At 71.6% G+C, this 26,515-nt stretch carries 17 protein-coding genes and 1 riboswitch; of the genes, 5 read left to right on the top strand and 12 right to left on the bottom strand.

Features of this window, described 5'->3' with window-relative positions; all coding sequences use genetic code 11:
• Positions 1-94 precede the first annotated feature (94 nt).
• The 4 genes from OG509_RS28085 to OG509_RS28070 form a co-directional block, all read right to left on the bottom strand.
• A complete protein-coding gene (locus OG509_RS28085) occupies positions 95-760 on the bottom strand; it encodes a GntR family transcriptional regulator (protein ID WP_406185296.1) in 666 nt (221 codons plus the stop codon).
• A 156-nt stretch (positions 761-916) separates the two neighbouring features.
• Positions 917-1,711 (bottom strand): M23 family metallopeptidase, encoded by a 795-nt coding sequence (locus OG509_RS28080; RefSeq protein WP_406185295.1) that lies wholly within the window; start codon positions 1,709-1,711, stop codon positions 917-919.
• A gap of 12 nt (positions 1,712-1,723) precedes the next feature.
• Positions 1,724-1,883, bottom strand: a riboswitch (cyclic di-AMP (ydaO/yuaA leader).
• Positions 1,884-2,067: 184 nt separating this feature from the next.
• On the bottom strand, positions 2,068-3,435 hold the full coding sequence (locus OG509_RS28075; RefSeq protein ID WP_406187708.1) for a M16 family metallopeptidase: 1,368 nt from the start codon (positions 3,433-3,435) through the stop codon (positions 2,068-2,070).
• A gap of 20 nt (positions 3,436-3,455) precedes the next feature.
• Positions 3,456-4,814 carry a M16 family metallopeptidase gene (locus OG509_RS28070; RefSeq protein WP_385585022.1) on the bottom strand — a complete coding sequence of 453 codons (1,359 nt, stop codon included), beginning with the start codon at positions 4,812-4,814 and terminating at the stop codon, positions 3,456-3,458.
• Positions 4,815-5,065: 251 nt separating this feature from the next.
• Between OG509_RS28070 and OG509_RS28065 the strand changes: the two genes are divergently transcribed.
• On the top strand, positions 5,066-7,522 hold the full coding sequence (locus OG509_RS28065; RefSeq protein ID WP_406185294.1) for a DNA topoisomerase (ATP-hydrolyzing) subunit A: 2,457 nt from the start codon (positions 5,066-5,068) through the stop codon (positions 7,520-7,522).
• A gap of 100 nt (positions 7,523-7,622) precedes the next feature.
• Positions 7,623-9,713, top strand: a complete 2,091-nt coding sequence (locus OG509_RS28060; protein ID WP_406185293.1) for a restriction endonuclease — start codon at positions 7,623-7,625, stop codon at positions 9,711-9,713.
• 17 nt (positions 9,714-9,730) lie between these two features.
• Here the strand turns inward: OG509_RS28060 and OG509_RS28055 are convergent, their stop codons facing one another.
• Both OG509_RS28055 and OG509_RS28050 read right to left on the bottom strand, forming a co-directional pair.
• Positions 9,731-10,927, bottom strand: coding sequence for a CobW family GTP-binding protein (locus tag OG509_RS28055; RefSeq protein ID WP_406185292.1), 1,197 nt, complete (start codon positions 10,925-10,927; stop codon positions 9,731-9,733).
• Between the two features lie 14 nt (positions 10,928-10,941).
• Positions 10,942-12,108, bottom strand: coding sequence for a citrate synthase/methylcitrate synthase (locus OG509_RS28050; protein ID WP_406187707.1), 1,167 nt, complete (start codon positions 12,106-12,108; stop codon positions 10,942-10,944).
• Between the two features lie 55 nt (positions 12,109-12,163).
• On the opposite strand from OG509_RS28050, the gene OG509_RS28045 reads away from it, so the two are divergent.
• Complete coding sequence (locus OG509_RS28045) at positions 12,164-13,405, top strand: citrate/2-methylcitrate synthase (protein ID WP_406185290.1); 1,242 nt, start codon at positions 12,164-12,166, stop codon at positions 13,403-13,405.
• 48 nt (positions 13,406-13,453) lie between these two features.
• On the opposite strand, the gene OG509_RS28040 is transcribed toward OG509_RS28045, so the two are convergent.
• The 6 genes from OG509_RS28040 to OG509_RS28015 all read right to left on the bottom strand — a co-directional run bounded on the left by OG509_RS28040 (position 13,454) and on the right by OG509_RS28015 (position 23,974).
• Complete coding sequence (locus tag OG509_RS28040; protein WP_406185288.1) at positions 13,454-15,070, bottom strand: glycoside hydrolase family 13 protein; 1,617 nt, start codon at positions 15,068-15,070, stop codon at positions 13,454-13,456.
• A gap of 66 nt (positions 15,071-15,136) precedes the next feature.
• Complete coding sequence (locus OG509_RS28035) at positions 15,137-16,012, bottom strand: carbohydrate ABC transporter permease (RefSeq protein WP_406185287.1); 876 nt, start codon at positions 16,010-16,012, stop codon at positions 15,137-15,139.
• Between the two features lie 14 nt (positions 16,013-16,026).
• A complete protein-coding gene (locus OG509_RS28030) occupies positions 16,027-16,956 on the bottom strand; it encodes a carbohydrate ABC transporter permease (RefSeq protein ID WP_406185285.1) in 930 nt (309 codons plus the stop codon).
• Positions 16,957-16,968: 12 nt separating this feature from the next.
• Positions 16,969-18,369: an ABC transporter substrate-binding protein gene (locus tag OG509_RS28025; RefSeq protein ID WP_406185283.1), complete on the bottom strand. Its 1,401-nt coding sequence runs from the start codon at positions 18,367-18,369 to the stop codon at positions 16,969-16,971.
• Between the two features lie 202 nt (positions 18,370-18,571).
• A complete protein-coding gene (locus OG509_RS28020) occupies positions 18,572-19,582 on the bottom strand; it encodes a LacI family DNA-binding transcriptional regulator (protein ID WP_406185281.1) in 1,011 nt (336 codons plus the stop codon).
• Between the two features lie 102 nt (positions 19,583-19,684).
• Positions 19,685-23,974, bottom strand: coding sequence for a discoidin domain-containing protein (locus OG509_RS28015; protein ID WP_406185279.1), 4,290 nt, complete (start codon positions 23,972-23,974; stop codon positions 19,685-19,687).
• Between the two features lie 215 nt (positions 23,975-24,189).
• Between OG509_RS28015 and OG509_RS28010 the strand changes: the two genes are divergently transcribed.
• On the top strand, positions 24,190-25,806 hold the full coding sequence (locus OG509_RS28010) for an ATP-binding protein (protein WP_406185278.1): 1,617 nt from the start codon (positions 24,190-24,192) through the stop codon (positions 25,804-25,806).
• Positions 25,803-26,510 (top strand): response regulator, encoded by a 708-nt coding sequence (locus OG509_RS28005; RefSeq protein ID WP_406185276.1) that lies wholly within the window; start codon positions 25,803-25,805, stop codon positions 26,508-26,510. The genes OG509_RS28010 and OG509_RS28005 overlap by 4 nt, the downstream gene beginning before the upstream one ends.
• Positions 26,511-26,515: the final 5 nt, after the last annotated feature.

The raw sequence follows: 26,515 nt of genomic DNA, 5'->3' as shown, positions 1-26,515 counted from the left end.
GAGCCTTTTCGGGAATTCATCGCACACGCGCAGGACGAGATCCCATACCGCGCGAATTCAGCCGCGGCCCTCACTCTTTAATACGCGGCTTTTGTTAATGCGGACCGCTCGCCGTGTTTACGGCATGTTGCGAAGTCCTCACCCGCAGCCGGTGCGCCCCGGCCGCGCGGTCCGCGTGGATCGCGGTCAGCGCCCGGGCCCGCTCGGCGTCCCCTCGGGCGACCGCGTCCACGATCGCGCCGTGCTCCGCCCACGAGTCCACCGGTCGGGCCGGCGCCTCCACGGCGTACATCCAGGCGACCTTGTGCCGCATCTGCGTGAGCAGCACGATCAGCCCGGGGCTGCCGGAGGCCTGGGCGAGGGTCTCGTGGAACCAGCCGCCCAGGGACCGCAGGTCCTCCCCCTGGCCCCGCCTGGCCCGCTCCTGGCCGAGCCTGACCAGCCCGCGCAGTACCTTGAGGTGGCCCTCGGTACGCCGCCGGGCTGCGCGCGCGGCCGCCAGCGGCTCCAGCAGCAGCCGCAGCTCCAGGAGATCGGCCGCCTCCTGCTCGGTGGGCTCCGCGACGCAGGCGCCCGCGTGCCGCCGGGTGGTGACGAAGCCCTCGGACTCCAGGGTCCGCAGTGCCTCGCGGACGGGGACGCGGGAGACCCCGTACCGGCGGGCCAGCTGTTCCTCCGTCAGCCGGGCGCCCGGCTCGAAGACCCCGGAGACGATGTCTTCGCGGATTGCCGTGCATACCGCGTGCGCAGGAATACGCAAGTCCGGACCTCCGCCTATTACCGAATGCCGACTGTCGTACGGGGACTCTATTGCACCGGGCGATAAATTCCGAGCGCGGGCGGGAATGGCAGATGTTTACGGCCAACACGAAGGCCCCGGCTCGGGGAGCCGGGGCCTTCGGTGAAGTGCTGCGGGTCAGACGTTGACGCCGTGCTGGCGCAGGTACGCGACCGGGTCGATGTCCGAGCCGTACTGGGCGCCGGTACGGGCCTCGAAGTGCAGGTGCGGGCCGCTGGAGTTGCCGGTGGAGCCCGACAGGCCGATCTGCTGGCCGGCGGTGACCTGGTCGCCGACGGAGACGCTCAGCGAGGACATGTGGCCGTACTGCGTGTACGTGCCGTCGGCGTGCTTGATGACGACGTTGTTGCCGTACGCGCCGCCCCAGCCGGCCTCGACCACGGTGCCGATGCCGACCGCGTGCACCGTGGTGCCGGAGGCCGCGTGGAAGTCGATGCCGGTGTGGCTGCCGGAGGACCACATGCCGCCGCCAGCGTGCCACTGGGTGCTGATGTAGGACTCGTCGACGGGGGCGACGAAGGTGTTGAGGCGCTTGCGCTCCTCCTCGCGGGCGGCGCGCTCGGCGGCGTCGCGCTCGGCCTTCGCCTTCTCCTCGGCCTTCTGCTTGGCCTCGGCGGCGCGCGCCTTCGCGTCGGCCTCCGCCTTCGCCTTGAGGGCCGCGGCCTCGGCCGCGTGCTCCTGGGCGTCGGCCTGGGCCTCGATCTGGCCCGGGAGGTCCTCGGCCGTCACGACGGCGTTCAGGCCGGTGTCCTCCATGGAGGGGGCCTTGTCCGTCGCGGCGAACGCCGGGCCTGCGAGGGAGCCGACGACACCGGTGGTGGCGAGGGCGGCTATGCCGGCGTAACCGGCGGTCTTGCGGCTCAGACGACTGGAACCACGGTGCTTACCGGCGGCACGACTGCCAAACGCCATGAAGGGGTTGATCCTTTCCTTCCTTCTCGCCTACCGGGTTAGCTGACGGGTTCGGAGCAGGAAGGTCTCCTACGGGCCCCCTCTGACGAGGCGGTCCGATTCACCCCAGGGACACATGTGGGTCCCCGGCTCCCCAGGCTCGCGCCTGACGGGGACTCGGCGATCGCTGCCCGGTGCCGCGGATGCGGCGCGTACAACTGACGGACAGCACGGCCGACGCTAGGCGGATCATCAGTCAATCGCCAAACAGACACGCGTTTTTGTTGCATACGCCACACCCCATACGAGCAACCTCTTCACGAAACAGACAAAAGGGGCCCCGGCGGACAAGCCGCCGGAGCCCCTTGGAATGTCCGTCAGTTGGTGACGACGGTGACCTCACCGATCCCGAGCGCCCGCACCGGCTCCTCGATCTGCGCGGCGTCGCCCACCAGGACCGTGACCAGGCGGTCCACCGGGAAGGCGGCCAGGACGGCCGAAGTCGCCTCCACCGTGCCCGTTTGGGCCAGCTGCGCGTACAACTGCGCCTGGTAGTCGTCCGGAAGCTCCTGCTCGACCTGGTCGGCGAGCGTGCCGGCGACGGCCGCGGCCGTCTCGAACTTCAGCGGGGCCACGCCCACCAAGTTCTGCACCGCCACGTCCCGTTCGGCGTCGGTCAGGCCGCCCTCCGCCAGGGTGCGGAGCACCTTCCAGAGGTCTTCGAGCGCCGGGCCGGTGTTGGGGGTGTCCACGGAGCCGCTGATGGCGAGCATCGAGGCGCCCTTGCCGTCGGCCGTGGAGCGCAGCACCTGGCCGAAGGCGCGCACGCCGTACGTGTAGCCCTTCTCCTCGCGCAGCACCTTGTCCAGGCGCGAGGTGAGGGTGCCGCCCAGGCAGTACGTGCCGAGCACCTGCGCCGCCCAGACCCGGTCGTGCCGGTCCGGCCCGATCCGGCCGATGAGCAGCTGCGTCTGGACCGCGCCGGGCCGGTCCACGATGACCACGCGGCCGGTGTCGTCGGCGGTGACCGGCGGGACCGGGAGGGGCTCGGCGGAGTTGCCGGTCCAGGTGCCCAGGGTGTCCCCCAGGACGGCGTCCAGGTCGATCCCGGTCAGGTCGCCGACGACCACCGCGGTGGCGGTGGCGGGGCGTACGTGGGCCTCGTAGAAGGCGCGTACGGCCGCGGAGTCGATCCGGGCGACCGTCTCCTCGGTGCCCTGGCGCGGCCGGGACATCCGCAGGGTCGGCGGGAAGAGCTGCCTGGAGAGCTCCTTGGCGGCCCGGCGCTGCGGGTTGGCCAGCTCGTGCGGGATCTCGTCGAGCCGGTTGCGCACCAGCCGGTCGACCTCGCTGTCGGCGAAGGCGGGTGCGCGCAGCGCCTCGGCGAGCAGGCTCAGGGCCTTGGCCAGCCGGGAGGCCGGGACCTCCAGGGAGACCCGCAGGCCCGGGTGGTCGGCGTGCGCGTCGAGCGTGGCGCCGCAGCGCTCCAGCTCGGCCGCGAACTCCTCGGCGGAGTGCTTGTCGGTGCCCTCGGACAACGCGCGGGCCATGATGGTCGCCACGCCGTCCAGGCCCTGCGGCTCGGCGTCCAGCGGGGCGGCGAGGTTGACCTCGACGGCGACGACCTGCTGACCGGGCCGGTGGCAGCGCAGCACGGTCAGGCCGTTGGGCAGCGAGCCGCGCTCGGGGGCCGGGAAGGCCCACGGCCGGGCCTGGCCGGCCTGGGGCTGCGGGTGGAAGGTCATCGTGACGGCTGCGGTGTCGCTCACTGCTCCGCCCCTTCGTTCTCGTCGTTCTCGTCGCTCTCACCGTTCTCGCCGGCTTCTGCCGGGAGCGGCTCGTACACCAGCACCGCGCGGTTGTCGGGGCGCAGTCGGGCCGCGGCCACGGCCTGCACCTCCTCCGCGGTGATGTCGAGGACGCGCCCGACCGCGCTGAGCGCCAGCTGCGGGTCGCCGAACAGCACCGCGAAGCGGCACAGTTCGTCGGCGCGCCCGGCCACCGTGCTCAGCCGGTCCAGCCACTCGCGCTCCAGCTGCGCCTGGGCGCGCTCCATCTCCTCGGCGGTCGGGCCCTCGGCGGCGAACCGCGCGAGCTCCTCGTCGACGGCCGCCTCGATGGCGGGCACCTCGACGCCGCTGGAGGTCTTCACGTCCAGCCAGCCCAGCGAGGGCGCACCGGCGAGCCGCAGCATGCCGAAGCCGGCCGCGACGGCGCTCTGGTCGCGCCGCACCAGGCGGTTGTGGAGCCGGGAGGACTCGCCTCCGCCCAGCACGGTCAGCGCCACGTCGGCGGCGTCGCACTCGCGGGTGCCGTCGTGCGGGAGCCGGTAGGCGGCCATCAGCGCACGGGCCGGGACCTCCTCGACGATCTCCTCGCGCAGCTCGCTGCCCATGATCTCGGGCAGCGAGCCGTCGCGCGGCGGCTGCTTGCCGTCGTGCCCGGGGATGGTGCCGAAGTACTTCTCGACCCAGGCGAGCGTCTGCTCGGGGTCGATGTCGCCGACGACCGACAGCACCGCGTTGTTGGGCGCGTAGTACGTACGGAAGAAGGCGCGGGCGTCCTCCAGGGAGGCCGCGTCCAGGTCGGCCATGGAGCCGATCGGGGTGTGGTGGTACGGGTGGCCCTCGGGGTAGGCGAGGGCGGTCAGCTTCTCGAAGGCCGTGCCGTACGGGACGTTGTCGTACCGCTGGCGGCGCTCGTTCTTGACGACGTCGCGCTGGTTCTCCATGGACTCGTCGTCCAGGGCGGCCAGCAGCGAGCCCATCCGGTCGGCTTCCAGCCAGAGCGCGAGTTCCAGCTGGTGGGTCGGCATGGTCTCGAAGTAGTTGGTGCGCTCGAAGCTGGTGGTGCCGTTGAGCGAACCGCCGGCCCCCTGGACCAGCTCGAAGTGCCCGTTGCCGGGTACGCTCGCCGAGCCCTGGAACATCAGGTGCTCGAAGAGGTGAGCCAGGCCGGTCCGCCCCTTGACTTCGTGGCGCGAGCCGACGTCGTACCAGAGGCAGACCGCGGCGACCGGGGTCAGGTGATCCTCGGAGAGCACCACGCGCAGGCCGTTGGCCAGCCGGTGCTCGGTCGCTGTCAGGCCGCCGGAGCCGGCCTGGGCTGTGGCCGTGTGACCCATGGGCATGTGGTCCCTTCGATCGCGATGCAGATTTTTCCGTCAGACCTGCCACTGTATGCAAGCGCGTCGGGGACCGGAGAAGTTCCCGACTCACACTCACCCACGCCTCCGTCCGGGGGTGACCCCAGGGTCGGAGTCGGCGTTGTCGGTGCCTCGGGCCACAATGGTCCGCGACAACCCCGTCAACGCCGATCAGACCAGCCGCCAGACCCCCAGCACACTTTCTTTCTTGGTTAAGGAGCCGCGCAGCGATGGCCCGCCGCAGCACGAAGACCCCGCCGCCGGAGGATTTCGAGGAGAAGATCCTCGACATCGACGTCGTCGACGAAATGCAGGGCTCCTTCCTCGAGTACGCGTACTCGGTGATCTACTCCCGCGCCCTGCCCGACGCCCGGGACGGCATGAAGCCGGTACACCGGCGCATCGTCTACCAGATGAACGAGATGGGCCTGCGCCCCGACCGCGGCTATGTGAAGTGCGCCCGCGTCGTCGGCGAGGTCATGGGCAAGCTGCACCCGCACGGAGACGCGTCGATCTACGACGCCCTCGTGCGCATGGCCCAGCCCTTCTCGATGCGGCTGCCGCTGGTCGACGGCCACGGCAACTTCGGTTCGCTCGGCAACGACGACCCGCCGGCCGCGATGCGTTACACCGAGTGCAAGATGGCGGACGCCACGTCACTGATGACGGAGTCGATCGACGAGGACACCGTCGATTTCACCGCCAACTACGACGGCCAGGAGCAGGAACCGGTCGCGCTGCCCGCGGCGTACCCGAACCTGCTGGTCAACGGCGCCTCCGGGATCGCGGTCGGCATGGCCACCAACATGCCCCCGCACAACCTGGGCGAGGTCATCGCGGCCGCCCGCCACCTGATCCGCTACCCGCAGGCGGACCTGGAGGCGCTGATGCGCTTCGTGCCGGGTCCGGACCTGCCCACGGGCGGGCGGATCGTGGGCCTCTCGGGCATCAAGGACGCCTACGAGAACGGCCGCGGCACGTTCAAGATCCGCGCGACGGTGGCCGTGGAGAACGTGACGGCGCGCCGCAAGGGCCTGGTCGTCACGGAACTGCCCTTCACGGTCGGCCCCGAGAAGGTCATCGCGAAGATCAAGGACCTGGTCGGCTCCAAGAAGCTCCAGGGCATCGCGGACGTCAAGGACCTCACCGACCGCTCGCACGGCCTGCGCCTGGTCATCGAGATCAAGAACGGCTTCCACCCGGAGGCCGTCCTGGAGCAGCTGTACAAGCTGACGCCGATGGAGGAGTCCTTCGGCATCAACAACGTCGCGCTGGTCGACGGCCAGCCGCTGACCCTGGGCCTCAAGGAGCTGCTGGAGGTCTACCTCGACCACCGCTTCGAGGTCGTGCGGCGGCGCAGCGAGTTCCGCCGCACCAAGCGGCGCGACCGGCTGCACCTGGTCGAGGGTCTGCTGGTGGCCCTGGTCGACATCGACGAGGTCATCCGGATCATCCGGGACAGCGACAACTCGGCGCAGGCGAAGGAGCGGCTGATCGAGCGCTTCTCGCTGAGCGAGATCCAGACCCAGTACATCCTGGACACCCCGCTGCGCCGGCTCACCCGCTTCGACCGGATCGAGCTGGAGTCCGAGCGCGACCGGCTGACGGGCGAGATCGACGAGCTGACCGGGATCCTGGAGTCGGACACGGAGCTGCGCAAGCTGGTCTCCACGGAACTGGCCTCGGTCGCGAAGAAGTTCGGCACCGAGCGCCGTACGGTCCTGCTGGAGTCGGCGGGCACGGCCGTCGCCGCGGTTCCGCTGGAGGTCGCGGACGACCCGTGCCGGGTCCTGCTGTCCTCGACGGGCCTGCTGGCGCGCACCGCCAACGGCGACCCGCTGCCGGAGGAGGAGGGCGGGTCCCGCGCGAAGCACGACCTGATCGTCTCGCAGGTGGCCGCGACCGCCCGGGCCGACGTCGGCGTGGTCACCTCTTACGGGCGGCTGCTGCGGCTCGCGGTGATCGACCTGCCGCAGCTGCCGGACACCCACGCCGCGCCGAACCTGGCGGGCGGCGCCCCGGTCTCGGAGTTCCTCTCCGGGCTGGAGGCGGACGAGAAGGTGATCTGCCTGACCTCGCTGGACGAGTCCTCGCAGGGCCTGGCCCTGGGCACCGAGCAGGGCGTGGTCAAGCGCGTCGTGCCGGACTACCCGGCGAACAAGGACGAGCTGGAGGTCATCACCCTCAAGGAGGGCGACCGGATCGTCGGCGCGGTCGAACTGCGCACGGGCGAGGAGGACCTGGTCTTCCTCACCGACGACGCCCAGTTGCTGCGCTACCCGGCGGGCCAGGTGCGCCCGCAGGGCCGCCCGGCGGGCGGTATGGCGGGCATCAAGCTCTCCGACGACGCCAAGGTGATCCACTTCTCGGCGGTGGACCCGGCGCGCGACGCCGTGGTGTTCACGGTGGCGGGCTCGCACGGGACGCTGGACGACTCGATGCTGTCCGGGAAGCTCACCCCGTTCGACCAGTACCCGCGCAAGGGCCGGGCCACCGGCGGCGTGCGCTGCCAGCGGTTCCTGAAGGGCGAGGACCTGCTGGTGCTGGCCTGGGCCGGCAACGCACCGGTCCGCGCGGCCGCGGCGAACGGCAGCCCGGCCGAACTGCCGCCCGTGGACCCGCGCCGCGACGGATCGGGGGCCGCGCTGCCCGCGGTCGTCGCCGCTCTGGCGGGGGGCGCGCTGTAGGACGTACGGCGGCATTCGGGTGGTGCGACCGGGGGGACGTACCACCCGAATGCCGACTAGTGTTTTCCCTCTGGGTGTTGGTGGGGGGAGTACACAGCTGATGAGTCGTCGGCCGGGCGGATTGATCGGGGACTGGGCCGAGGCCCAGCGCCGGCAGCAGCAGACGCAGGTGATCCAGCAGCGGGAGGCCGAGCGCCGTCTGCTGGCGTACGAACGGGACCGGCAGCGGACCCACGAACGCGACGCGAATCGCAGCCACCGGCAGTACCGCGAGGCCGAGGCCCTGCGGCGGACCGCGCAGATCGACGCCGAGGTCGACGCCCTCAAGGGCCTGCTGGTCGAGGGCTGCCGGGCACCGGCGTTCCGGATATCCGCCCTGGCCCGGCCCGAGCAGCTGGAACCCTTCAACCCCGGGGCCCTGGCGCATCCTGTGCCGATGCCGCGGATCGACCAGTTCCAGCAGCAGAGCAGCGGCTGGACGCTCGGATCCAGCCACCGGGCGCAGGCGGAGCGGGAGGCCCACGCCCGGTACACCGAGGCCTGGCAGGCCGCGAGCGCCGCGGAGGCGCAGCGGCAGCAGCAGCTGGCCGCGTACCGGCAGCAGTACGACCGGTGGGCGGCCGGGCAGCTCGCCGGGGTACGGGCGCACAACAGCGGCCTCACCGAGCTGGCCGCCGCCCTGCGCACGGACGACGCGGAGGCGGCGGTGGAGTACTTCTCGGCGGCCCTGTACGCCTCGACGGCCTGGCCCGAGGCGCTGCCGAGGCAGGTCGCGGCCGCCTACGACCCGGCGGCGCGCCAGCTGGTGCTGGACTGGGAGCTCCCCGGGTACGCGGTGGTGCCGGAGGCCAGGTCGGTGCAGTACCTGCCGAGCACGGACCAGGACAAGGTGAAGCCCCGCCCGGTGACGGAGCGCCGGGCGCTGTACCGGGACCTGCTGGCGCAGTGCATGCTGCTGGTGGTGCGCGAGCTTTACGCGGCGGACGAGTTCGGCGTACTGGACTCGGTCGTGGTCAACGGGTTCGTGGACTGCCACGATCCGGCGACGGGGCAGGAGGCGCGGTTCGTCCTGTCCACGGTGCCGGCGGCGCGGAGCGCGTTCGCGGGGCTGCGCCTGGAGCAGGTCAGCGCCGTGGACTGTCTGGTCTCGGGACTGGGCGGGCAGTTGTCGACGCGGCCCGACCAGCTGACGGCGGTGCGCCCCGGGCGCCGGCCGGACGAGGTCGGCGGAGGGGTCGTCAGCCACGGCGGGCAGGCGGGCGACGCGGACGAGGACGAGCCGGACCTCTTCGTGATGGATCCGATCGCCTTCGAGAACCTGGTCGCCGAGTTGTTCCGGGCGATGGGCATGGAGGCGGTGACCACGCAACGGTCGGGCGACGGCGGGGTGGACGTGGAGGCGCTGGACCCGGCACCGATCCGGGGCGGGCGGATCGTGGTGCAGGTAAAGCGCTACCGGAACACGGTGCCGCCGACGGCCGTGCGTGATCTGTACGGCACGGTCCAGGACAAGGGGGCGAACAAGGGGGTGCTCGTCACCACCGCGTCCTTCGGGCCCGGGTCGTACACCTTTGCCAACGGCAAGCCGCTGGAGTTGGTTCCCGGGGCGGATCTCGTCGAGCTGCTGCACCAGTACGGACTGCGCGGGCGGCTGGGCGGCGGTCCGGCGCGGCGCGCGCCCGAACCGGAGCCCGCCGCGCCTCCGGCGGACCACAACGTGCTCGGCATGTCCTGGTCGGGGTCGGTCGCGCTGGACGTGTGCGCCCTCGTCTGCACGGGCAACCGGGTGCTGAGCGAGGAGCACTTCGTGTTCTTCAACAACCCGCGGACCCCGGACGGTTCGGTCCGGGCCCGCGCGCACGCGGCACCCGACAAGGCGGCGCTGGAGGTCTCCTTCGACGCCCTGCCCGAGCCCGCCGACCGGCTGGTCCTCGTGGCCGCGATCGACCCGGAGGTCGATCCGCACGCGGACCTCGCCGGGTTCACCGACGCCCACATCCGCCTGCTGTCCGCGGGTGGCGAGGAACTCGGCCGGCTGGACGTCTCCGACGGGCGCGCCGGGGAGACCGCGCTGGTCCTCGGCTCCTTCCGGCGCCGTTCCAACGGCGACTGGGACTTCGTGATCGGCGGCAAGGGCTATCGCGGCGGTCTGGAGGACCTGCTGAGCGAGTACGGGGTCGAGGTCGCCTGACGGCGGCCGCGGCCCACCTATAGGTCTTCGGGGTCGGGATCGCCGTACGAGTCGAGGTCGTACGGCTCCGGCTCCGGCTCCGGCTCGGGTTCCGCGTCCGGCTGCGCCGGGCGGTCGACGTAGCGCAGGACGCCCCACATGCTCTCCGGCGGCGCGTGCTGCGGGGCCGGTTCGCGGCAGGCCTCCAGCTCGCGGAGCAGGGCGGGGCCGTCCGTACCGGCGCCGATCAGGACCAGCTGGCTCCGGCGCGGCTCCCCTCGTCCCCAGGGGCCCGGCACGAAGCGGAGGAAGCGGCCGACGGCGTGGACCTCGTAGCGCTCCTCGTGGCCGGGGACGCCGAAGTGGACGTAGCCCTTGATCCGGTACAGCCCGGCCGGGCGGCGGTCGAGGAAGTCGATGAACCGGCGCGGGTTCAGGGCCTGCTCGGACACGAACTCCGTGCTCTCGTAGACCGTGTGGGCGTGCCCGGTGTGGTCCTCGTGGGCGGCGCCGTGGGCCTCGGGGTCTGCCTCGGCGGCGTCCCTCGCCTGCGAGATCAGGTCCTCGAAGGACAGCTGGCCCTGGGTCTCGGTCCACGGCCGCCGGTCGAAGAGCAGCTCCGGGTCGATCCGGCCGTGGTCGGCGGCCACCACGGGTGTGCCGGGGCAGAGCGTGCCCAGCTCGGCCTGGATCCGGGTGAGGCCGGCCGGCTCCACCCGGTCGGTCTTGTTCAGCACCACCAGGTCCGCGACGGCCAGGTGGCGGTCGGTCTCCGGGTGCTTGGCCCGGGTCGCGTCGAACTCCGCCGCGTCCACGACCTGGACCAGCCCGCCGTACCGGATCGCCGGATTCTCGCCGGCCACCAGCATCCGGATCATCTCCTGGGGCTCGGCCAGCCCGCTCGCCTCGATGACGATCACGTCGATCCGGTGGACGGGCGCCGAGAGCTTCTCCAGGTACGCGTCCAGCTCGCTGCCGTCGACCTCGCAGCACAGGCAGCCGCCGCCGAGCGAGACCATGGAGTCGCCGACTTGGCCCGCCACGGCCATCGCGTCGATCTCGATCGAGCCGAAGTCGTTGACGACGACGCCGATCCGGGTGCCTGCGCGGTTCCCGAGGAGGTGGTTGAGCAGCGTGGTCTTGCCGGATCCGAGGAATCCGGACAACACGAGGACGGGGATCGGCTGGACGGGGATCGGCTGGATGGGCGGCTGGGCGGGCTGACTGCTGTTCACACGGCCGATCGTAGTCAGCCGAGCGCCGGAACCGGCTCGGGCGGGTTCGGGCCCACGTACCGGGCGGCCGGACGGATGATCTTCGAATCGGCGGCCTGTTCGAGGATGTTCGCGCTCCAGCCGACCACGCGGGCCGCGCAGAAGGTCGGGGTGAACATCTCGCGCGGCAGGCCGCACAGCTCCATGACCACGCCGGCGTAGAACTCCACGTTGGTGTGCAGCTCCCGCCCCGGCTTGAGCTCGGCGAGGATCTCCTCGACGCGCCGCTCCACCTCCACGGCGAAGTCCACGAGCGGGCCGCCGAAGCGGAGCGCGATGTCCCGCAGCATCCGCGAACGCGGGTCCTCGGTCCGGTACACGGGGTGCCCGAAGCCCATGATCCGGTCCCCGGCGAGCACGCGCTCGCGGATCCACGGTTCGATGCGGTCCGCCGTGCCGATGGCGTCCAGGGTGTCCAGGGCCCGGCTGGGCGCGCCGCCGTGGAGCGGGCCGGAGAGCGCGCCGATCGCGCCGGTGAGGGCGGCGGCGACGTCGGCGCCGGTGGAGGCGATCACGCGGGCGGTGAAGGTCGAGGCGTTGAAACCGTGGTCGATCGTGGAGATCAGGTACTGCTCGACGGCTCGCGCCTTGACCGGGTCGGGTTCCTGACCGGTGAGCATGTACAGGTAGTTGGCGGCGTACGGGAGGTCCGCGCGCGGCTCGACCGGCTCCAGGCCCTGCCCCAGCCGGTGCAGCGCGGTGAGCAGGGTCGGTACGGCGGCGCAGGCGGCCATTGCGTCGGCGGCCCGCCGCCCGGGGTCGATGTCGTACACGGGGCGGAACCCGGCGGAGGCGCCGAGCAGCGAGAGTGCTGTCCGCAGCCCGGCGAGCGGGCCGGAGAGCGCGGTGGCCCGGGCGAGGGCGGGCAGGGCGCTCTGTACCGCGTCGGGCAGCCGCCGCAGTGGGGCGATCTCGGCGGCGAACGCGGCTCGCTCGGCGGCGTCCGCCGGGAGGGCGCCGCGGAACATCAGGTGCCACACGTCCTCGAAGCTGCGGCTCGCGGCGAGCTCGACGGCCGAGTACTGGCGGTAGTGGTAGAAGCCCTCGCGGCCTCGGACGTCACCGAGTTCGGTCTCGGTGACCACGACTCCCGCGAGACCGCGGGGCACATCGACAGTGGTGTTCATGGATCGACCATCCATCATGGATTGAATCCTTGTCAATGTTGATTGAATCAATATATGTAGGGTGGATGTCATGAACGACCAGGCGGACGGCGAGCGCCGGCTCAGCACCCGGCAGGCGGCGGAACTGCTGGGGGTGAAACCGGCGACCGTGTACGCGTACGTCAGCCGCGGCCAGCTCACCAGCCGCCGCGACCCGGTCGGCCGCGGCAGCAGCTTCGACGCGCGCGAGGTGGAGGCCCTGGCCCTGCGCAGCCGGCGCGAAGCTGCTCCGCCCCCGGGCGCGGAGCTCTCCGTACGCACCTCGCTCACGCTCATCGAGCCCGACCGGTACTACTTCCGGGGCGTGGACGCCGTCGAGCTGGCGTCGCGCTACCCCTACGAGGAGGTCGCCGAGTGGCTCTGGACCGGGACGCTGCCGCGCGGCGCACGGTTCACGGCTCCCCCGCAGGCGCTGGCCGCCGCCCGGCGCGCGGTGGCGGCGCTGCCCGAGCACAGCGGCCCGATCGACCGGCTGCGGGTGGCCACGGCTGCTGCCGCGGTGGCGGATCCGCTGCGCTTCGACCTGTCCGCGGAGGCCGTACTGGGCTCCGCGCGCTGCCTGATCCCGACGCTGGTCGGCGCGCTGCCCGAGGTGAGCCCGCCCGGCTGGCGCGGGGACGGCCGGCTGGCCCGGCAGCTGTGGACCCGGCTGACGGCGCGTGAGCCGGATCCGGACGCGCTGGCCACGCTGGACCTGGCCCTCACCCTGCTCATCGACCACGACCTGGCCGCCTCGACCCTGGCCGTACGGGTGGCGGCGTCGGCGCGGGCCCATCCGTACGCGGCGGTCTCGGCCGGTCTCGGCGCGCTCGAAGGGCCGCTGCACGGTGCGGCCGGACGGCTCGCGCACCGGATGCTGGTGGAGGCGCTGGAGCGGGGCGGTGCCGCTCCGGTGGTCGCGGACCACCTGCGGGCGGGACGGCGGGTTCCGGGGCTCGGGCACCGGCTGTACGAGGGCGAGGACCCGCGGGCCACGGCGCTGTTCGCCCGGCTGGAGGGCGTGCCACAGGCGGGACCGGCACTGGCGGCCGCCCGGGAGGTCGTCGCGACGGCGGCGGCCCGGCGGGACGGGCTGCACGCCAATGTGGACCTGGCGCTGGCGGTGCTGACGGTGTCCTGCGGGATGTCCGCGGAGGCCGGGGAGACGGTGTTCGCGGTGTCCCGGACGGCGGGCTGGATGGCGCACGCGCTGGAGGAGTACCAGGAGCGGCCGCTCCGGATGCGCCCGAGCGGCCAGTACGTGGGGCCCCGCCCGCCACAGCCGATGCCGTAACGCGTGCCGTGACGCGCGCCGGCCCGCGCCGGCGGTCCGACCGCGGGGTCAGGTCCGCAGCCAGACCACCGTGTCCTGCGGGAGCAGCCCCGCCCCGGCCAGGGCGGAACTGCTCAGCAGGAGGCTCGAATGCGCCGGCAGCGGGATCGGCCCGCCGGACAGGTTGACCACGCAGACCAGCCCGTCGGGGCGGGCGAAGGCCAGCACCCCGGGCGGCGCGGGCAGCCACGCGAGCGAGCCGCCGCCGAAGCCGCCGGCCGCGCGGCGCAGCCCGAGGGCGGTCCGGTAGAGGGTGAGCATCGAGTCCGGGTCGCCGTCCTGGCGGTCCGCGGCATACGTGCCCCAGTCCTCGGGCTGCGGCAGCCAGGGGTCGTGCCACGGCTGCGCGGTCCACGGCAGCGGGACCCGGCAGCCGTCCCGCCCCGGGTCGGTGCCACCGGAGCGGAAGTGCATGGGGTCCTGGATCCGGCCGATCGGGATGTCGGCTTCCGGCAGGCCCAGTTCCTCCCCCTGGTAGACGTACACGGCGCCGGGCAGGGCGAGCGTCAGCAGGGCCGCGGCGCGCGCCCGCCGGGTGCCGAGGGCCGGGTCGGTGGGGGTGCCGAAGGCCTTGGCGGCGAAGTCGAAGCCGGTATCGGCGCGCCCGTAGCGGGTGACGGTACGGGTCACGTCGTGGTTGCACAGCACCCAGGTGGCCGGGGCGCCGACCGGGGCGTGCTCGGCGAGGGTCTCCTCGATGGAGGTGCGCAGCCGGCCGGCGTCCCACGGGCAGCTGAGGAAGGAGAAGTTGAAGGCGGTGTGCAGCTCGTCGGGGCGCAGGTAGCGGGCGAAGCGCTCGGAGTCGGGAAGCCAGACCTCGCCGACGAAGACGGCTCCGTAGGCGTCGGCGATCGCGCGCCACGAGCGGTAGATGGTGTGCAGGTCGTCACGGTCGATGTACGGGTGGACCTCACCGGTCCCGGGCGGCCAGGGCTCGGGCGGGCGGCCCGCCAGGTCGGGCAGGGCCGGGTCCTTGGCGAGCAGGGCCGCGGAGTCGATCCGTACGCCGGACACGCCGCGTTCGAACCAGAACCGCAGCACGTCCTCGTGCTCCTGGCGCACGGCGGGGTGGTCCCAGTTGAGGTCGGGCTGCTGCGGGGTGAACAGGTGCAGGTACCACTCCCCGTCGGGCACGCGCGTCCAGGTGGCGGCGCCGTTGAACTGCGAGGGCCAGTCCCCCGGCGGCAGTTCGCCGCTTTCGCCGCGGCCGGGCCGGAAGTGGAAGAGCTCGCGCTCGGGGCTGCCGGGGCCGGCGGCGAGCGCGGCGCGGAACCAGGCGTGCTGGTCGGAGACGTGGTTGGGCACGATGTCGACGATGGTGCGCAGGCCCAGCGCGCGGGCCTCGGCGATGAGCTTCTCGGCCTCGGCGAGGGTTCCGAAGGCGGGGTCGATGGTGCGGTAGTCGGCGACGTCGTAGCCGCCGTCGGCGAGCGGGGAGAGGTACCAGGGGGTGAACCAGAGGGCGTCCACGCCCAGTTCGGCGAGGTACGGGAGGCGGGCCCGGACGCCCGCGAGATCGCCGGTGCCGTCCCCGTCGCCGTCGGCGAAGCTGCGAACGTACACCTGGTAGATGGCGGCCGTGCGCCACCAGTCGGCGGCGTCTGCGGGCAGGGGGAGGTCAGCCACGGGGGGTCCTTTCACAGGGGGCGGCCGGTCGTGGCGGTGCGGGGCGCTGCGCTCGGCCCTCGGTGGTCAGCCCTTGAGGGAGCCCGCTGTCAGACCGCTCACGATGTTGCGCTGGAAGACCAGGAAGACGAGGAGCGTGGGCGCGGAGGCCATTGCGAGGGCGGCGATCAGGTGGTTCTCGGGCACTCCGGTGGACAGCGAGTAGATGCCGACGTTGAGGGTCTGCAGCGCCGGGTCGGGGAGGGTGAGCATCGGCCAGAGGAAGTCCTTCCAGACGCCGACGATCGCGAAGATCGACACGACGCCGAGGACGGGCCGGGACATCGGCAGGACCACGGAGCGCAGGGTGCGCAGGGCGCTCGCCCCGTCGATGGATGCGGCGTCGAGGATCTCCTGCGGGATGGAGTCGAAGAACCGCTTCAGCAGGAAGATGTTGAAGGCGTTGGTGACGGACGGCAGCCAGATGACCCAGGGCGAGTTGAGCAGGTTCCGCTGGATGAGCGGTACGTCGAGGACCGTGAGGTACTGCGGTACGACGAGGACGGTGGCCGGGATCATCAGGGTCGCCAGCATCATGCCGAGGACCGCCTTGCCGAGGACGGGGCGCAGCCTGGACAGCGAGTAGGCGGCGCCGACGTCGAGGACGAGCTGGAAGGCGAGGGCTCCGAAGGCGTAGTAGAGGGTGTTGAACAGCAGCTTGGCGAGGTCCATGACCTTCCATGCGGCCGTGTAGTTCGCGGTGTGCGCGGAGTGGGGCACCAGGGTGGGCGGGAGGCGGGCGAACTCCTCGGTGCTCTTGAGGCCGCCCGCCACCATCCAGTAGAGGGGGCCGAGGAAGACGGCGGTGAAGACGATGACCACCACGGCGAGGACGGTCCAGTAGAGGATCTTCCCCCGGGTGCGGCCCAGCTGCGCGGGGGATATCAGTGTGCGCTCTGCCATGGAAGGGGCTCCTGTCAGCTCTCGTTGTCGCGGCTGAGGCGGACGTACAGGGCGGAGAAGCCAGCGAGCAGGACGAGCAGGCACAGTCCCAGGGCCGCGGCGCCGCCGTACTGGTTGAAGCTGAAGGCGTACTGGTAGATGAGGACGACGACAGTGGTGGTCGAACCCTCGGGGCCGGCGCCGCCGGTCAGCAGGAACGGTTCGGTGAACACCTGCATCGTCGCGATGATCTGCATCAGCAGCATGAGCGAGAGGATGAGCTTGGTCTGCGGGACGGTGACGTGCCAGATCTTGCGCAGCAGTCCGGCGCCGTCCAGTTCGGCGGCCTCGTACAGCTCGCCGGGGATGCCCTGGAGGGCGGCCAGGTAGATCAGGGTCGCGGCGCCCATGTTCATCCAGGTCGACGCGATGACGACGGACAGCATGGCGGTGTCGCTGGATTGCAGCCAGTCTTGCGCCGGCAGGTGCAGAAATTCCAGGGCCCTGTTGAAAAGGCCGTATCCGGGGTCGTAGAAGTACTTGAACAGCAGGACCGAGGCCACCGGCGGCATCATCACGGGCAGGTAGACCAGCAGGCGCAGATAGCCCTGGGCGTGCCGGAACTCGTTGAGGACGACGGCGACCACGAAGGGGAGGAGGAAGCCGAGGACCAGGGCGAGCCCGGTGAAGAGCAGGGTGTTGCGCCAGGCCTGCCAGAAGCCCGGGTCCTGGAAGACGTGGCGGAAGTTGTCCCAGCCGACCCATCGGGTGGTGCCGCCCTCCGTCTTCTGGAAGGCCAGCAGGAACTCCCGGACCATCGGGTACCAGGAGAAGAAGGAGAAGCAGAGGACGGCGCCGATCAGGAATCCGTGGGCCGTGAGGTTCCGCTTGAACGCCCGGCGGAACTCCTCCTTCGAAGCCGCGCGCGCGGCGCGGCCCTCGGGAAGGGTGGTGGGAGCCGACATCGCCGCTCGCTCCTATTGGTTCGCCAGCAGCTGGTTGACCGCTTTCTCCGCCTCGGCGAGGAGCTGCCCGGCGTCGGCGTCCTTGTCGGTGAGCACCCCGGACATCACCTTGTCGAGCACCTTGTAGACCTCCTGGGCCTTCTTCGGCTCCGCCTTGCCGGGTACCGGGTTGTCCAGGAAGGACTTGAAGTTGGCGACGGGCATGGTGGCGCTCGCGGCCTTCAGCTCGTCGTCCTTCGACTTGCTCGCGCCGGTGAAGAACGCGGGCTGCGGGAGGCCGACCGGAAGGCCGTCGGCCTTGGAACGGTCGTACCGAAACTGACCCTTGCCGACCGCGAGGGTCTTGAAGTTCAGCCAGGCGACGGCGGCCTTGATCTTGTCGGGCGAGCTGCCCTTCTTGATCATGTACCCGTTTCCGCCGGCCAGGGTGGCCGCGCCGCCGGGGAGCGGGCCCATGCCGAAGTTCTCGTACTTCGCGCCGAGCTGCTGGACCATGTACGTGATGTCGTCGGGCGCGGCGAGGAACATGCCGAGCTTGTCCGAGGCCATCTGCTTCTGCAGGTCACCCCACTTGAGCAGCTGGGTCTTGCCCATGCTCTCGTCCTCCCAGCGCATGGCGTGGAGGTTGTCGACGATCTGCTTTCCGGTGGGGTTGTCGAAGGCGGCCCTGCCGTCGGCGCCGACGATGTCGCCGCCGAGGCCGTACATGGCGGCCGTGAAGTGCCAGCCTCCGGTGTTCTCGACGCTGTACTCGCCGTAGCCGGCGGTGCCGTTGCCGAGGGACGCGATCTTCTTGGCCGCCGCCCGGACCTCGTCCCAGGTGCGCGGCGGGGTGTCGGGGTTCAGGCCCGCCTGCTGGAAGAGCTTGCGGTTGACCAGCAGGCCCATCGTGTAGTTGCTGGTGGGGAGACCGTAGAGCTTGCCGTCCCGCTTGAGGACGCCCAGGACGTTCTTGTCGATGTCGTCGACCGCGGGCACCGACTGCGGGGTGACGTAGGCGGAGATGTCCTCGGCGCCGTCGTTGTCGAGGACCTGCTGGAGGTCGGTGAAGTACGCGTAGAACACGTCCGGCTGGGACTTGGCCTTGAGCATCGCGGTGAAGCGCGGGGGCTCCAGGCACTGGCCGGGGGTGGAACGGCCCTCGATCGTGACGTTCGGGTACGTCTTGTTGAACTCCGCAACGTCCTCCTTCCACTCCTTGAGCTCGGCCGCCTTGGCCGCCGGCGGCATGCAGTCGATGGAGAGGGTGACCTTCGTCTTCGGGTCGAGCGGGGCGGCGTCGGCGGCGGAACCGCCTCTCGGCTGCGCCGACTTGCCGTCGCCGCTGCTGCTCGTACCGCAGGCCGCGAGGGCGGTGACGGCGAGGGCGGAGACAAGGGCGGCCGCGGTGCTGCGGCGGAGGCTGGTTCTCATCGGTGGTCCCCTTCGAGCATCGGACAGGAGGCGTGGGGCGAGCGCGGCACACTCAACCACCACCCACAGATGGACGCAATATCTCGCGCAGATTCCGTAAGAGATTGACAGCGCGATGCCGGACACGGGAAGCACAAAGGGCTCCGAACCGTCCAGGGGACGTTCCGGAGCCCTTCGCCGTACGGGCGGAGCCGGTACGGGACTACGTGCGCGGGGCCTGTGCGGTGGAGCCGCGGACCACCAGTTCGGGCTCGAAGAGCAGTTCGCCGGGCTGCACGGCGGCGCCCTGGATCTGCGCGGTGAGCAGCTCGACGGCCGCCCGGCCCATGGCCTCGATGGGCTGGCGGACGGTGGTGAGCGGGGGCTCGGTGCAGTTCATGAACGCCGAGTCGTCGTAGCCGACCACGGAGACCTCCCGGGGCACGGCGAGCCCCCGGCGGCGGGCCGCCCGTACGGCGCCCAGCGCGAGCGGGTCGCTGGCGCAGATGATGCCGGTGACTCCCCGGTCGAGCAGCCGGGAGGCGGCCGCGTGGCCCCCCTCCAGCGAGAACAGCGCCCGCTCCACGTGGGCGGGCGGCAGTTCGGTGCCGGCCGCGGCGGCGACCGCCTGGGCGGCCGTCAGCTTGCGCAGGGAGGGGATGTGGTCGGGCGGGCCCAGCACCAGGCCGATGCGCTCGTGCCCCAGGGAGGCCAGGTGGCGCCAGGCCTGTTCGACGGCGACGGCGTCGTCGCAGGCCACGCAGGGGAAGCCGAGGTCCTCTATGGAGGCGTTGATGAGTACCACCGGGACCTTGCGGTCGGACAGCAGCCGGTAGTGCGCGTGCGGGGCGTCGGCCTGCGCGAAGAGGCCGCCGGCGAAGACGACGCCGGACACCTGCTGCTGGAGGAGGAGCTCGACGTAGTCGGCCTCGGAGACCCCGCCGGTGGTCTGCGTGCACAGCACCGGGGTCAGCCCCTGCTGGGCCAGCGCGCCGCCGATGACCTCGGCGAACGCGGGGAAGATCGGATTCTGCAGCTCCGGCAGCACGAGCCCGACCAGCCGGGCCCGCTCGCCGCGCAGCTGCGTGGGCCGCTCGTAGCCGAGGACGTCGAGGGCGGTGAGCACGGACTGGCGGGTGGCCTCCGAGACGCCCGGCTTGCCGTTGAGCACTCGGCTGACCGTTGCCTCGCTGACTCCCACCTTCTTCGCCACTTGAGCAAGTCGTCGCGTCATGCGCGCAAGAGTAGCGCAAGAAATGCAAGTCGCTTGCGGGGAGGTGGGGCGCCCCCGGGAGTACCCCGGAGGCGCCCCACCGCCCGTCTCCGCGCTGCCGGGCTACGGCAGTTGGTTGATCCTGAACGTCGAGGTCGCGTTCCGTACGTCCACGGCGTTGTCGCTCGTCTTCAGGTTGTGGATGGTGACCTCACCGACCGCCGGACCCTGCCCCGCCTCGGGCATCTCGTTCGCCCAGAGCCCGAAGCCGGACTTGGCGTCGAAGGCGTCGCCGCTCTTCTTCGCCCCGGTGATGGTGATGTCCTTCAGGACGGTGTCCTTGATCGGGTTGACCGGCTGGCCGCCGACGTACTGCGTCTGGAACATGATGCCGCTGTACGTCGGATCGACGATGTCGACGTTGTTGATCCTGATGCCCTGGAACACCTTCGAGGCCGAGAACAGCCAGATCCCGGGGAACGTCTGCGCGCCCCAGAAATGGCCGCCCGACCGGACGATCGAGACGTTCTCGAAGGTCGTCGGATCGGTGCCGAATCCGTTCATCGGGTACCCGAAGTCCAGCGAGCTGACGGTGACGCCCGAATAGACGAGGGTGTCGGCGATGTGGATGTTGCGGAAGGTGTTGTCGTAGCCGCCGTAGACGGCGACACCGGCCGCGCGCCAGGTCAGGATCGCGGTCAGGTTCTCGTACAGGTTGTCCTTCATGTCCGCGCCGCCCGCGTCGATCGCGGAGAACAGCGCGAAGCTGTCGTCACCCGTGGACCGCGCCTCGTTGTTGGACACGAGGTTGTCCGTGCTGCCGTTGGTCATGTTGATGCCGTCGGCGAACGTGTCGCGGATCCGGGCGTTCTTGATGGTGATGCGGTCCGTGTTGGCGCCCCAGTAGAGGCACACGGTGTGCTCGTTCCAGATGTTGTCGATGGTGATGTCGGTGACGTCGGAGAAGTCGAACACCTTGCCGGGGCCGTCGATGCGTGACGTGTAGTTGCCGAAGTAGGCGAATCCCGCGAAGGAAGAGCCCTTGGCGCTGGCTTCCACGCGCCAGCCGACATCCGTGTTGTCCTGCGTGGCCGGGGCGTGGAAGCGGGTGAACCAGGGTCCGGCGCCGAGCACCTGGACGGCCTTGCCGTACACCTGGAACTTGCTCGCCGTCTCGTACTCGCCGGGCGGCAGGTAGACGCCGGCGAGCTTGCCGGTGGTGTCCATGCGGACCTTGTCCAGGGCGTTCTGCACGTCCTGGTGGGTGAATCCGGCGGGGACGGTGTACGTCGCCGGGTCCGGGTTCGGCGTGACGGCGGCCTGCTCCAGGCTGACGAAGTCGATCGCATAGCCGGTGGTGTTGGCCGCGTCCTTCTGGAGGCGGATCCTGCTGCCCGCGGGGACGGTCTCGCCCAGCAGCAGGTTGGCCTCGTCGTAGATGTGCCGCGGGGCACCCGAGCCCGGGGAGTTGCCCGGGGAGGCCTCGGCTCCGTACAGCCAGGCGTACTTCGAGGTCAGCGGCAGGGCCTTCTTGAAGGTGCCGTTGACGTAGACGTCGATGGTGGAGTCGATGCCGCCGCCGCCCGGGGCGTCCGGGATCGAGAAGCGGGTGACCAGGGTGTTGGTGGCGGCGCGGGTGGTGAACTCGACGTACTCGCCCGTCGCGTCGAGGTTGACGGCCTTGCGGCCGGAGGCCTCGCCCGCGATGTCGCCGATGGTGCGGTTGGGGCCGACGACGGTGGCACCGCCGCCGACCGCCGCGTCCTCCGCCTCGTACATCTCGAAGGGCATGTTCGCCCCGCGGCCCACGAAGAGGGGCTTGGTGGAGGTGTTGTTCGCGCGCTTGACCGGGAGTTCGTTGGCGTCGTCGGCGAGGACCGCCTTGACCGTGTACTTGCCGTTCGCGGCCGACCAGTTGCCGAGCGCGATCGGGGCGGTCGAGGCGCCGGGTGCCAGAGCGCCGCTGAAGGAGCCGGTGAGCGTACGGACGGTGGCGCCGGCCGCGTCCTGGAGGGTGAGCGTGACACCGTGCGCGCCGGGGGCTGCCGCGATGGTGCCCTGGTTCCGGACGGTGACGGTGAAGTCGACCGGCCGGCCCGCGGACGGGGCGCTCGGGGACCAGCTCACGGCGGAGGCGACCAGGTCGGAGCTGTCGACCGGGCGGATCACCAGCGGGGAGCCGGTGAAGGTGTTGTTGGTGTCGTTCTGCTCGATGACCGTGTTCGCCTCGTCGACGATCGCGCTCAGCGGGTAGGTGCCGGCGTCACGCGCGCCGATGCCGGCGGTGACGGTGGCCGTGGCCCCCGCGGCCAGGGCGGGCACGTTCACCGTGCCCACCGGGCTGCCGCCGAGCTTGAAGGTGACGGCCGTGGCGGCCGCCGGGGCCGGGCCGCTGTTGCGGACGGTGGCGGACAGCGTGACGGAGTCCGATTCGACGGGGGCCGCCGGACTGGCGCTCAGGCCGGTGACCTCCAGGTCGGGGTTGGGCGCGGGCACGCCGATGACCTGGAACTCGGCGATCTGGCCGTTGGAGGCCCCGGTGTTGGAGGCGAAGCGGAGCTGCACGTCCGCGACGCGGGCGTGCAGCCGGATGGTGACGGTGTTCGCGCCGGACGCCGGATCGAAGACGTAGTCCTTGGCCGCGACCAGGCCCGTCGCGCCCGGGGCGCTCTGCTCCCGGCCCAGGACCTGGATGTTCTGGGTGCGGGTGCCCCAGCTGCTGTCCGGGTTGAGCTTGAGGACCAGCCGGTCGACGTCGGCGTTGGCGCCGAGCTTGACCGTGAGGGTGCTCGGGTAGGCCCCGGCCGCGCCCTCCCAGTAGGTGGAGGTGCTGTTGTCGTTGGCGTTCTCCGCGACGAAGGTGTGGATCACGGAGGAGCCGGTGATCGGTTTGCCGACGGACAGGTTGGAGCCGCCGCCTCCGGTGCCGTTGCGGGTCACGGTGTTGCTGTCGCCGGAGCGGTTGCCCGCCGCGTCCTTGGCGCGCACGAAGTAGCTGACGGTGGCGTCGGCCGGCTGGGTGTCGGTGTAGGTGGTGGCGCTGCCGGCCACCGTCGTGCGCAGCACGTTGTTCGCGTACACCTCGTAGCCGGTGACGCCGGTGTTGTCGGTGGAGGCCTGCCAGGCCAGTTTGACCTGGTCGGCAGCTGGCTCGGTGAAGGTCAGGGCGCCGGGGGCGGTGGGTGGCTGGTTGTCCCCGGTGTCCGCGGCGCGGGTCACGCTGTTGCTGTCGGGCGACTGGTTGCCGGCCGCGTCCCTGGCCCGGACACGGTAGGTGACGCTGGTGCCGGTGGGCTGGGTGTCGGTGTAGGTGGTGACGTCGCCGGCCGCGCTGGTGCGCAGCTGGTTGTTCGCGTACACGTCGTAGCCGGTGACGGCCGTGTTGTCGGTGGCGGCCTTCCAGGTGAGCTTGATCTGGCCGGTCGCGGGCTCGGTGTAGGCGAGCTCGGCGGGGGCGGTCGGGGGCTGGGTGTCCCCCGTCTGCGGCCCGTAGATCTCCAGCTCGGATATCTGTCCGCCGGGCTGTACGGAGTTCGCCGAGATCAGGACCCGCAGGTGGCGGGTGGTGGCGGCGTCGAAGGTGATGGTCACCGCGTTGGCGCTCGACGGGTCGAACGCGTACGTCTTGGACGCGGTCAGGTCGGTGAAGTCGGTGCCGTTGGCACTGCCCTGGAGTTCCAGGGTCTGGGTGCGGGCGCCCCAGCCCTCGGGCAGCCGCAGCACCACGCGGTCCACGCGGAGGGAGGCGCCGAGGTCGGCCTGGAGCCACTGGGGCAGCGCGTTGTTGGCGCTCTCCCAGTAGCTGGCGGTGTTGGCGTCGTTGGCGTTGGGCGGGAGGTAGGTCTGGGTGCTGCTGCTGGCGGTCAGGGTCTTGCCGAGGGCCAGGTTGGCCGAGGACTCGCCGGCGGCGCGTACCTCCAGCTCGGAGAGCTGGGCCGCCTGCCAGCCGGTGTTCGCGGTGATGTCGATCCGGACGTACCGGGTCTGGGCTGCCGGGAAGGTGATCGTGACCGTGTTCCCGCTGCCCTGGCCGAAGGCGTACGTCGCCGAGCTGACCAGGGTGGTGAAGGCGGTGCCGTCGGCGCTGCCCTGGACGGACAGGGTCTGGTTGCGGCTCTCCCAGGCCGCGGGCAGCTTGAGCACCACCCGGTCGACGCGGGCGGTGGCGCCGAGGTCGGTCTGCACCCATTGCGGGAGGGCGCCGCCGGCGCTCTCCCAATACGTGGACTGGTTGCCGTCGGTGGCGTTGGCGGCCGTGTAGGCGCCGTTGCTGCTGCTCGCCGCGGCGGGGCGGCCCGCCGCGATGCTCGGGCCGCCGACGGCCTCGGCGGTCAGGGCCGGCCATCCCAGCATCAGCAGGGCCGTGGCGGTCAGGGCGGCCAGCGCCCGTCCTCTCCAGTGGAGCCTTCTCATATGTCCTCGTCCCTCGGCATGAGTTTTCTGAACCAGGTGAGATAGGAATTTGCGTCGTGCCGTGCGAGAGTTGCAGAGCTTTGCCGAGTCGTCTACTGCTCTGACCGCAGATTTACGCCGTCATCACTTGCGCAAGCTGGACGCAAATAACGCAAGCCATTTGCGTAGACACGGGAAATTCCGCTTCGGCCGAAGGCGACCTACCGTTGCTGGTCATGCGGTTCCTCCACATGAGCGCTCGGCGCCTCGGGCTGCCCAGACGGGCCGTCTCGCAGATCCTGCTGACCCAGCTGGCCATCGCCGCCGGGGTCGTCGTGCTGGCCACCGGGCTCTTCCTGGCCCCGCTCGGCGCGCAGCTCGACGACCAGGCCATGCGGCGCGCCCTGGCCATCGCCCAGAGCGCGGCGGCGGACCCGTCACTGGCCGCCGACCTCCTCGACTCCGGGCCGACGGCCGACAGCCCGGTGCAGGCCTCGGCCGAGCGGATCCGCCGCGCCACGGGCGCCGAGTACGTGGTCGTCATGGACCTGGACGGCATCCGCCGCTCGCACCCCGGCACCGACCGGATCGGACTGCCCGTCTCCACCGACCCGAGCGACGCCCTCGCGGGCCGCGAGGTCATGGAGATCGACGAGGGCACCCTCGGCCGCTCCGCCCGCGGCAAGGTCCCGCTCATCGCGGCCGACGGGGAGATCGTCGGCGCCGTCTCCGTCGGCATCGCCTACGACAGCGTCCACGACCGGCTGCTCGGCGCCATCCCGGGCCTGCTCGCCTACGCGGGCGGCGCCCTCGCGGCGGGCGCGCTCGCCGCCTACCTGCTGTCCCGCCGGATCCAGCGGCAGACCCGAGACCTGGCCTTCTCCGATATCGCCGGAATGCTCGCCGAGCGCGAGGCGATGCTGCACTCCATCCGCGAGGGCGTGATCGCCCTCGACCGCGAGGGCCGGGTCAGGCTGGTCAACGACGAGGCCGCCCGGCTGCTGGGCCTCGCCCCCGACACGGCCGCCACTGTCGCCGGGCGCCCGCTGGACGACGTACTGGGCGCCGGCCGCACCACCGACGTCCTCGCCGGCCGCGTCACCGGCCGCGATCTGGTCACCGTCCAGGGCCCCCGGGTGCTGGTCGCCAACCGGATGCCCACCGAGGACGGCGGCGCCGTCGCCACCCTGCGCGACCGCACCGAGCTGGAGCACCTCGGCCGCGAGCTCGACTCCACCAAGGGCCTGATCGACGCCCTGCGCGCGCAGGACCACGAGCACGCCAACCGCCTCCACACCCTCCTCGGCTTGCTGGAGCTGGGCCTGCACGAGGAGGCGGTGGAGTTCGTCACCGAGGTCGTCGGAGTGCACCGCACGACCGCCGAACAGGTCACCGAGAAGGTCCACGACCCGCTGCTGGCCGCACTCCTGGTGGGCAAGGCGACCGTCGCGGCCGAACGCGGCGTCCCACTGCGGCTCGCCGACGCCACCTTCCTCCCCGACAGCCTCGTCGACCCCGGCGGGCTCGTCACCATCACGGGCAACCTGGTGGACAACGCCCTGGACGCGGCGGCGGGCTCCGCCGCGCCCCTGGTCGAGGTCGAGCTGCGCGCCGAAGGCCGTACGGCGATCCTGCGGGTACGGGACAGCGGCCCCGGCGTCCCGGCCGCCCGCCGCGAGGAGATCTTCACCGAGGGCTGGTCGACCAAGCAGCCCAAGGCCCACCGCGAGCGCGGGCTCGGTCTCGCGCTCGTACGCCGCCTCGCGGAGCGCCAGGGCGGCACGGCCCGGGCCGGCGAGGCAGCGGACGGAGGGGCGGAGTTCTCCGTCGTACTCCCGGAGGCCCTGCGATGAACCAGACCCCGATCCACGACATTCACGTATTGGTCGTCGACGACGACATGCGTGTTGCCCGGATCAACGCGGCCTACGTGGCGAAGGTTCCCGGCTTCCGCGTCGTCGCCCAGGCCCATTCGGCCGCCGAGGCCCTGGCCTGCCTGGACACCCACGCCGTGGACCTGATCCTGCTCGACCACTACCTCCCGGACGAGAACGGCCTGGACCTGGTCCGCCGACTGCGCCAGCTCGGCCACCGCACCGACGTGATCATGGTCACCGCAGCCCGCGACCTGGCCACCGTCCAGTCCGCCATGCGCCTCGGCGCCCTCCAGTACCTGGTCAAACCCTTCACCTTCGCGGGTCTGCGCACCCGGCTGGAGGCGTACGCCTCCCTGCGCCGCACCCTGGAGACGGGCGGCGAGGCCGAACAGGCGGAGGTGGACCGGATCTTCGGCGCCCTCGCCGCGGCCGGGTCCCCGAACGAGCTGCCCAAGGGGCACTCCGCCACCACCGCCGAGCTCGTCCGCCAGGTCCTGCTCTGCGCCGAAGGCCCGCTCTCCACCCAGCAGATCGCCGACCGCGCCGGCATCAGCCGCCAGACCGCCCAGCGCTACCTGAAGCTCCTGGAGCGCACCGGCCGGGTCACCCTGGCCCTGCGCTACGGCGAGACGGGCCGCCCGGAACACCGCTACTCCTGGCTCCCGTCCGAGAGCGCGTGACCGGC

Source organism: Streptomyces sp. NBC_01006 (assembly GCF_045162725.1).
In the GTDB taxonomy this organism is placed as follows: Bacteria; Actinomycetota; Actinomycetes; order Streptomycetales; family Streptomycetaceae; genus Streptomyces.
This window is presented reverse-complemented; position numbering and strand designations above follow the sequence as displayed.

Coding starts and splice junctions, on each gene's coding strand:
- OG509_RS28080 (WP_406185295.1), bottom strand. CDS start 1,711: ATGGCGTTTGGCAGTCGTGCCGCCGGTAAGCACCGTGGTTCCAGTCGT.
- OG509_RS28075 (WP_406187708.1), bottom strand. CDS start 3,435: ATGACCTTCCACCCGCAGCCCCAGGCCGGCCAGGCCCGGCCGTGGGCC.
- OG509_RS28070 (WP_385585022.1), bottom strand. CDS start 4,814: ATGGGTCACACGGCCACAGCCCAGGCCGGCTCCGGCGGCCTGACAGCG.
- OG509_RS28065 (WP_406185294.1), top strand. CDS start 5,066: ATGGCCCGCCGCAGCACGAAGACCCCGCCGCCGGAGGATTTCGAGGAG.
- OG509_RS28060 (WP_406185293.1), top strand. CDS start 7,623: ATGAGTCGTCGGCCGGGCGGATTGATCGGGGACTGGGCCGAGGCCCAG.
- OG509_RS28050 (WP_406187707.1), bottom strand. CDS start 12,108: ATGGATGGTCGATCCATGAACACCACTGTCGATGTGCCCCGCGGTCTC.
- OG509_RS28045 (WP_406185290.1), top strand. CDS start 12,164: ATGAACGACCAGGCGGACGGCGAGCGCCGGCTCAGCACCCGGCAGGCG.
- OG509_RS28035 (WP_406185287.1), bottom strand. CDS start 16,012: ATGGCAGAGCGCACACTGATATCCCCCGCGCAGCTGGGCCGCACCCGG.
- OG509_RS28030 (WP_406185285.1), bottom strand. CDS start 16,956: ATGTCGGCTCCCACCACCCTTCCCGAGGGCCGCGCCGCGCGCGCGGCT.
- OG509_RS28025 (WP_406185283.1), bottom strand. CDS start 18,369: ATGAGAACCAGCCTCCGCCGCAGCACCGCGGCCGCCCTTGTCTCCGCC.
- OG509_RS28020 (WP_406185281.1), bottom strand. CDS start 19,582: ATGACGCGACGACTTGCTCAAGTGGCGAAGAAGGTGGGAGTCAGCGAG.
- OG509_RS28015 (WP_406185279.1), bottom strand. CDS start 23,974: ATGAGAAGGCTCCACTGGAGAGGACGGGCGCTGGCCGCCCTGACCGCC.
- OG509_RS28010 (WP_406185278.1), top strand. CDS start 24,190: ATGCGGTTCCTCCACATGAGCGCTCGGCGCCTCGGGCTGCCCAGACGG.
- OG509_RS28005 (WP_406185276.1), top strand. CDS start 25,803: ATGAACCAGACCCCGATCCACGACATTCACGTATTGGTCGTCGACGAC.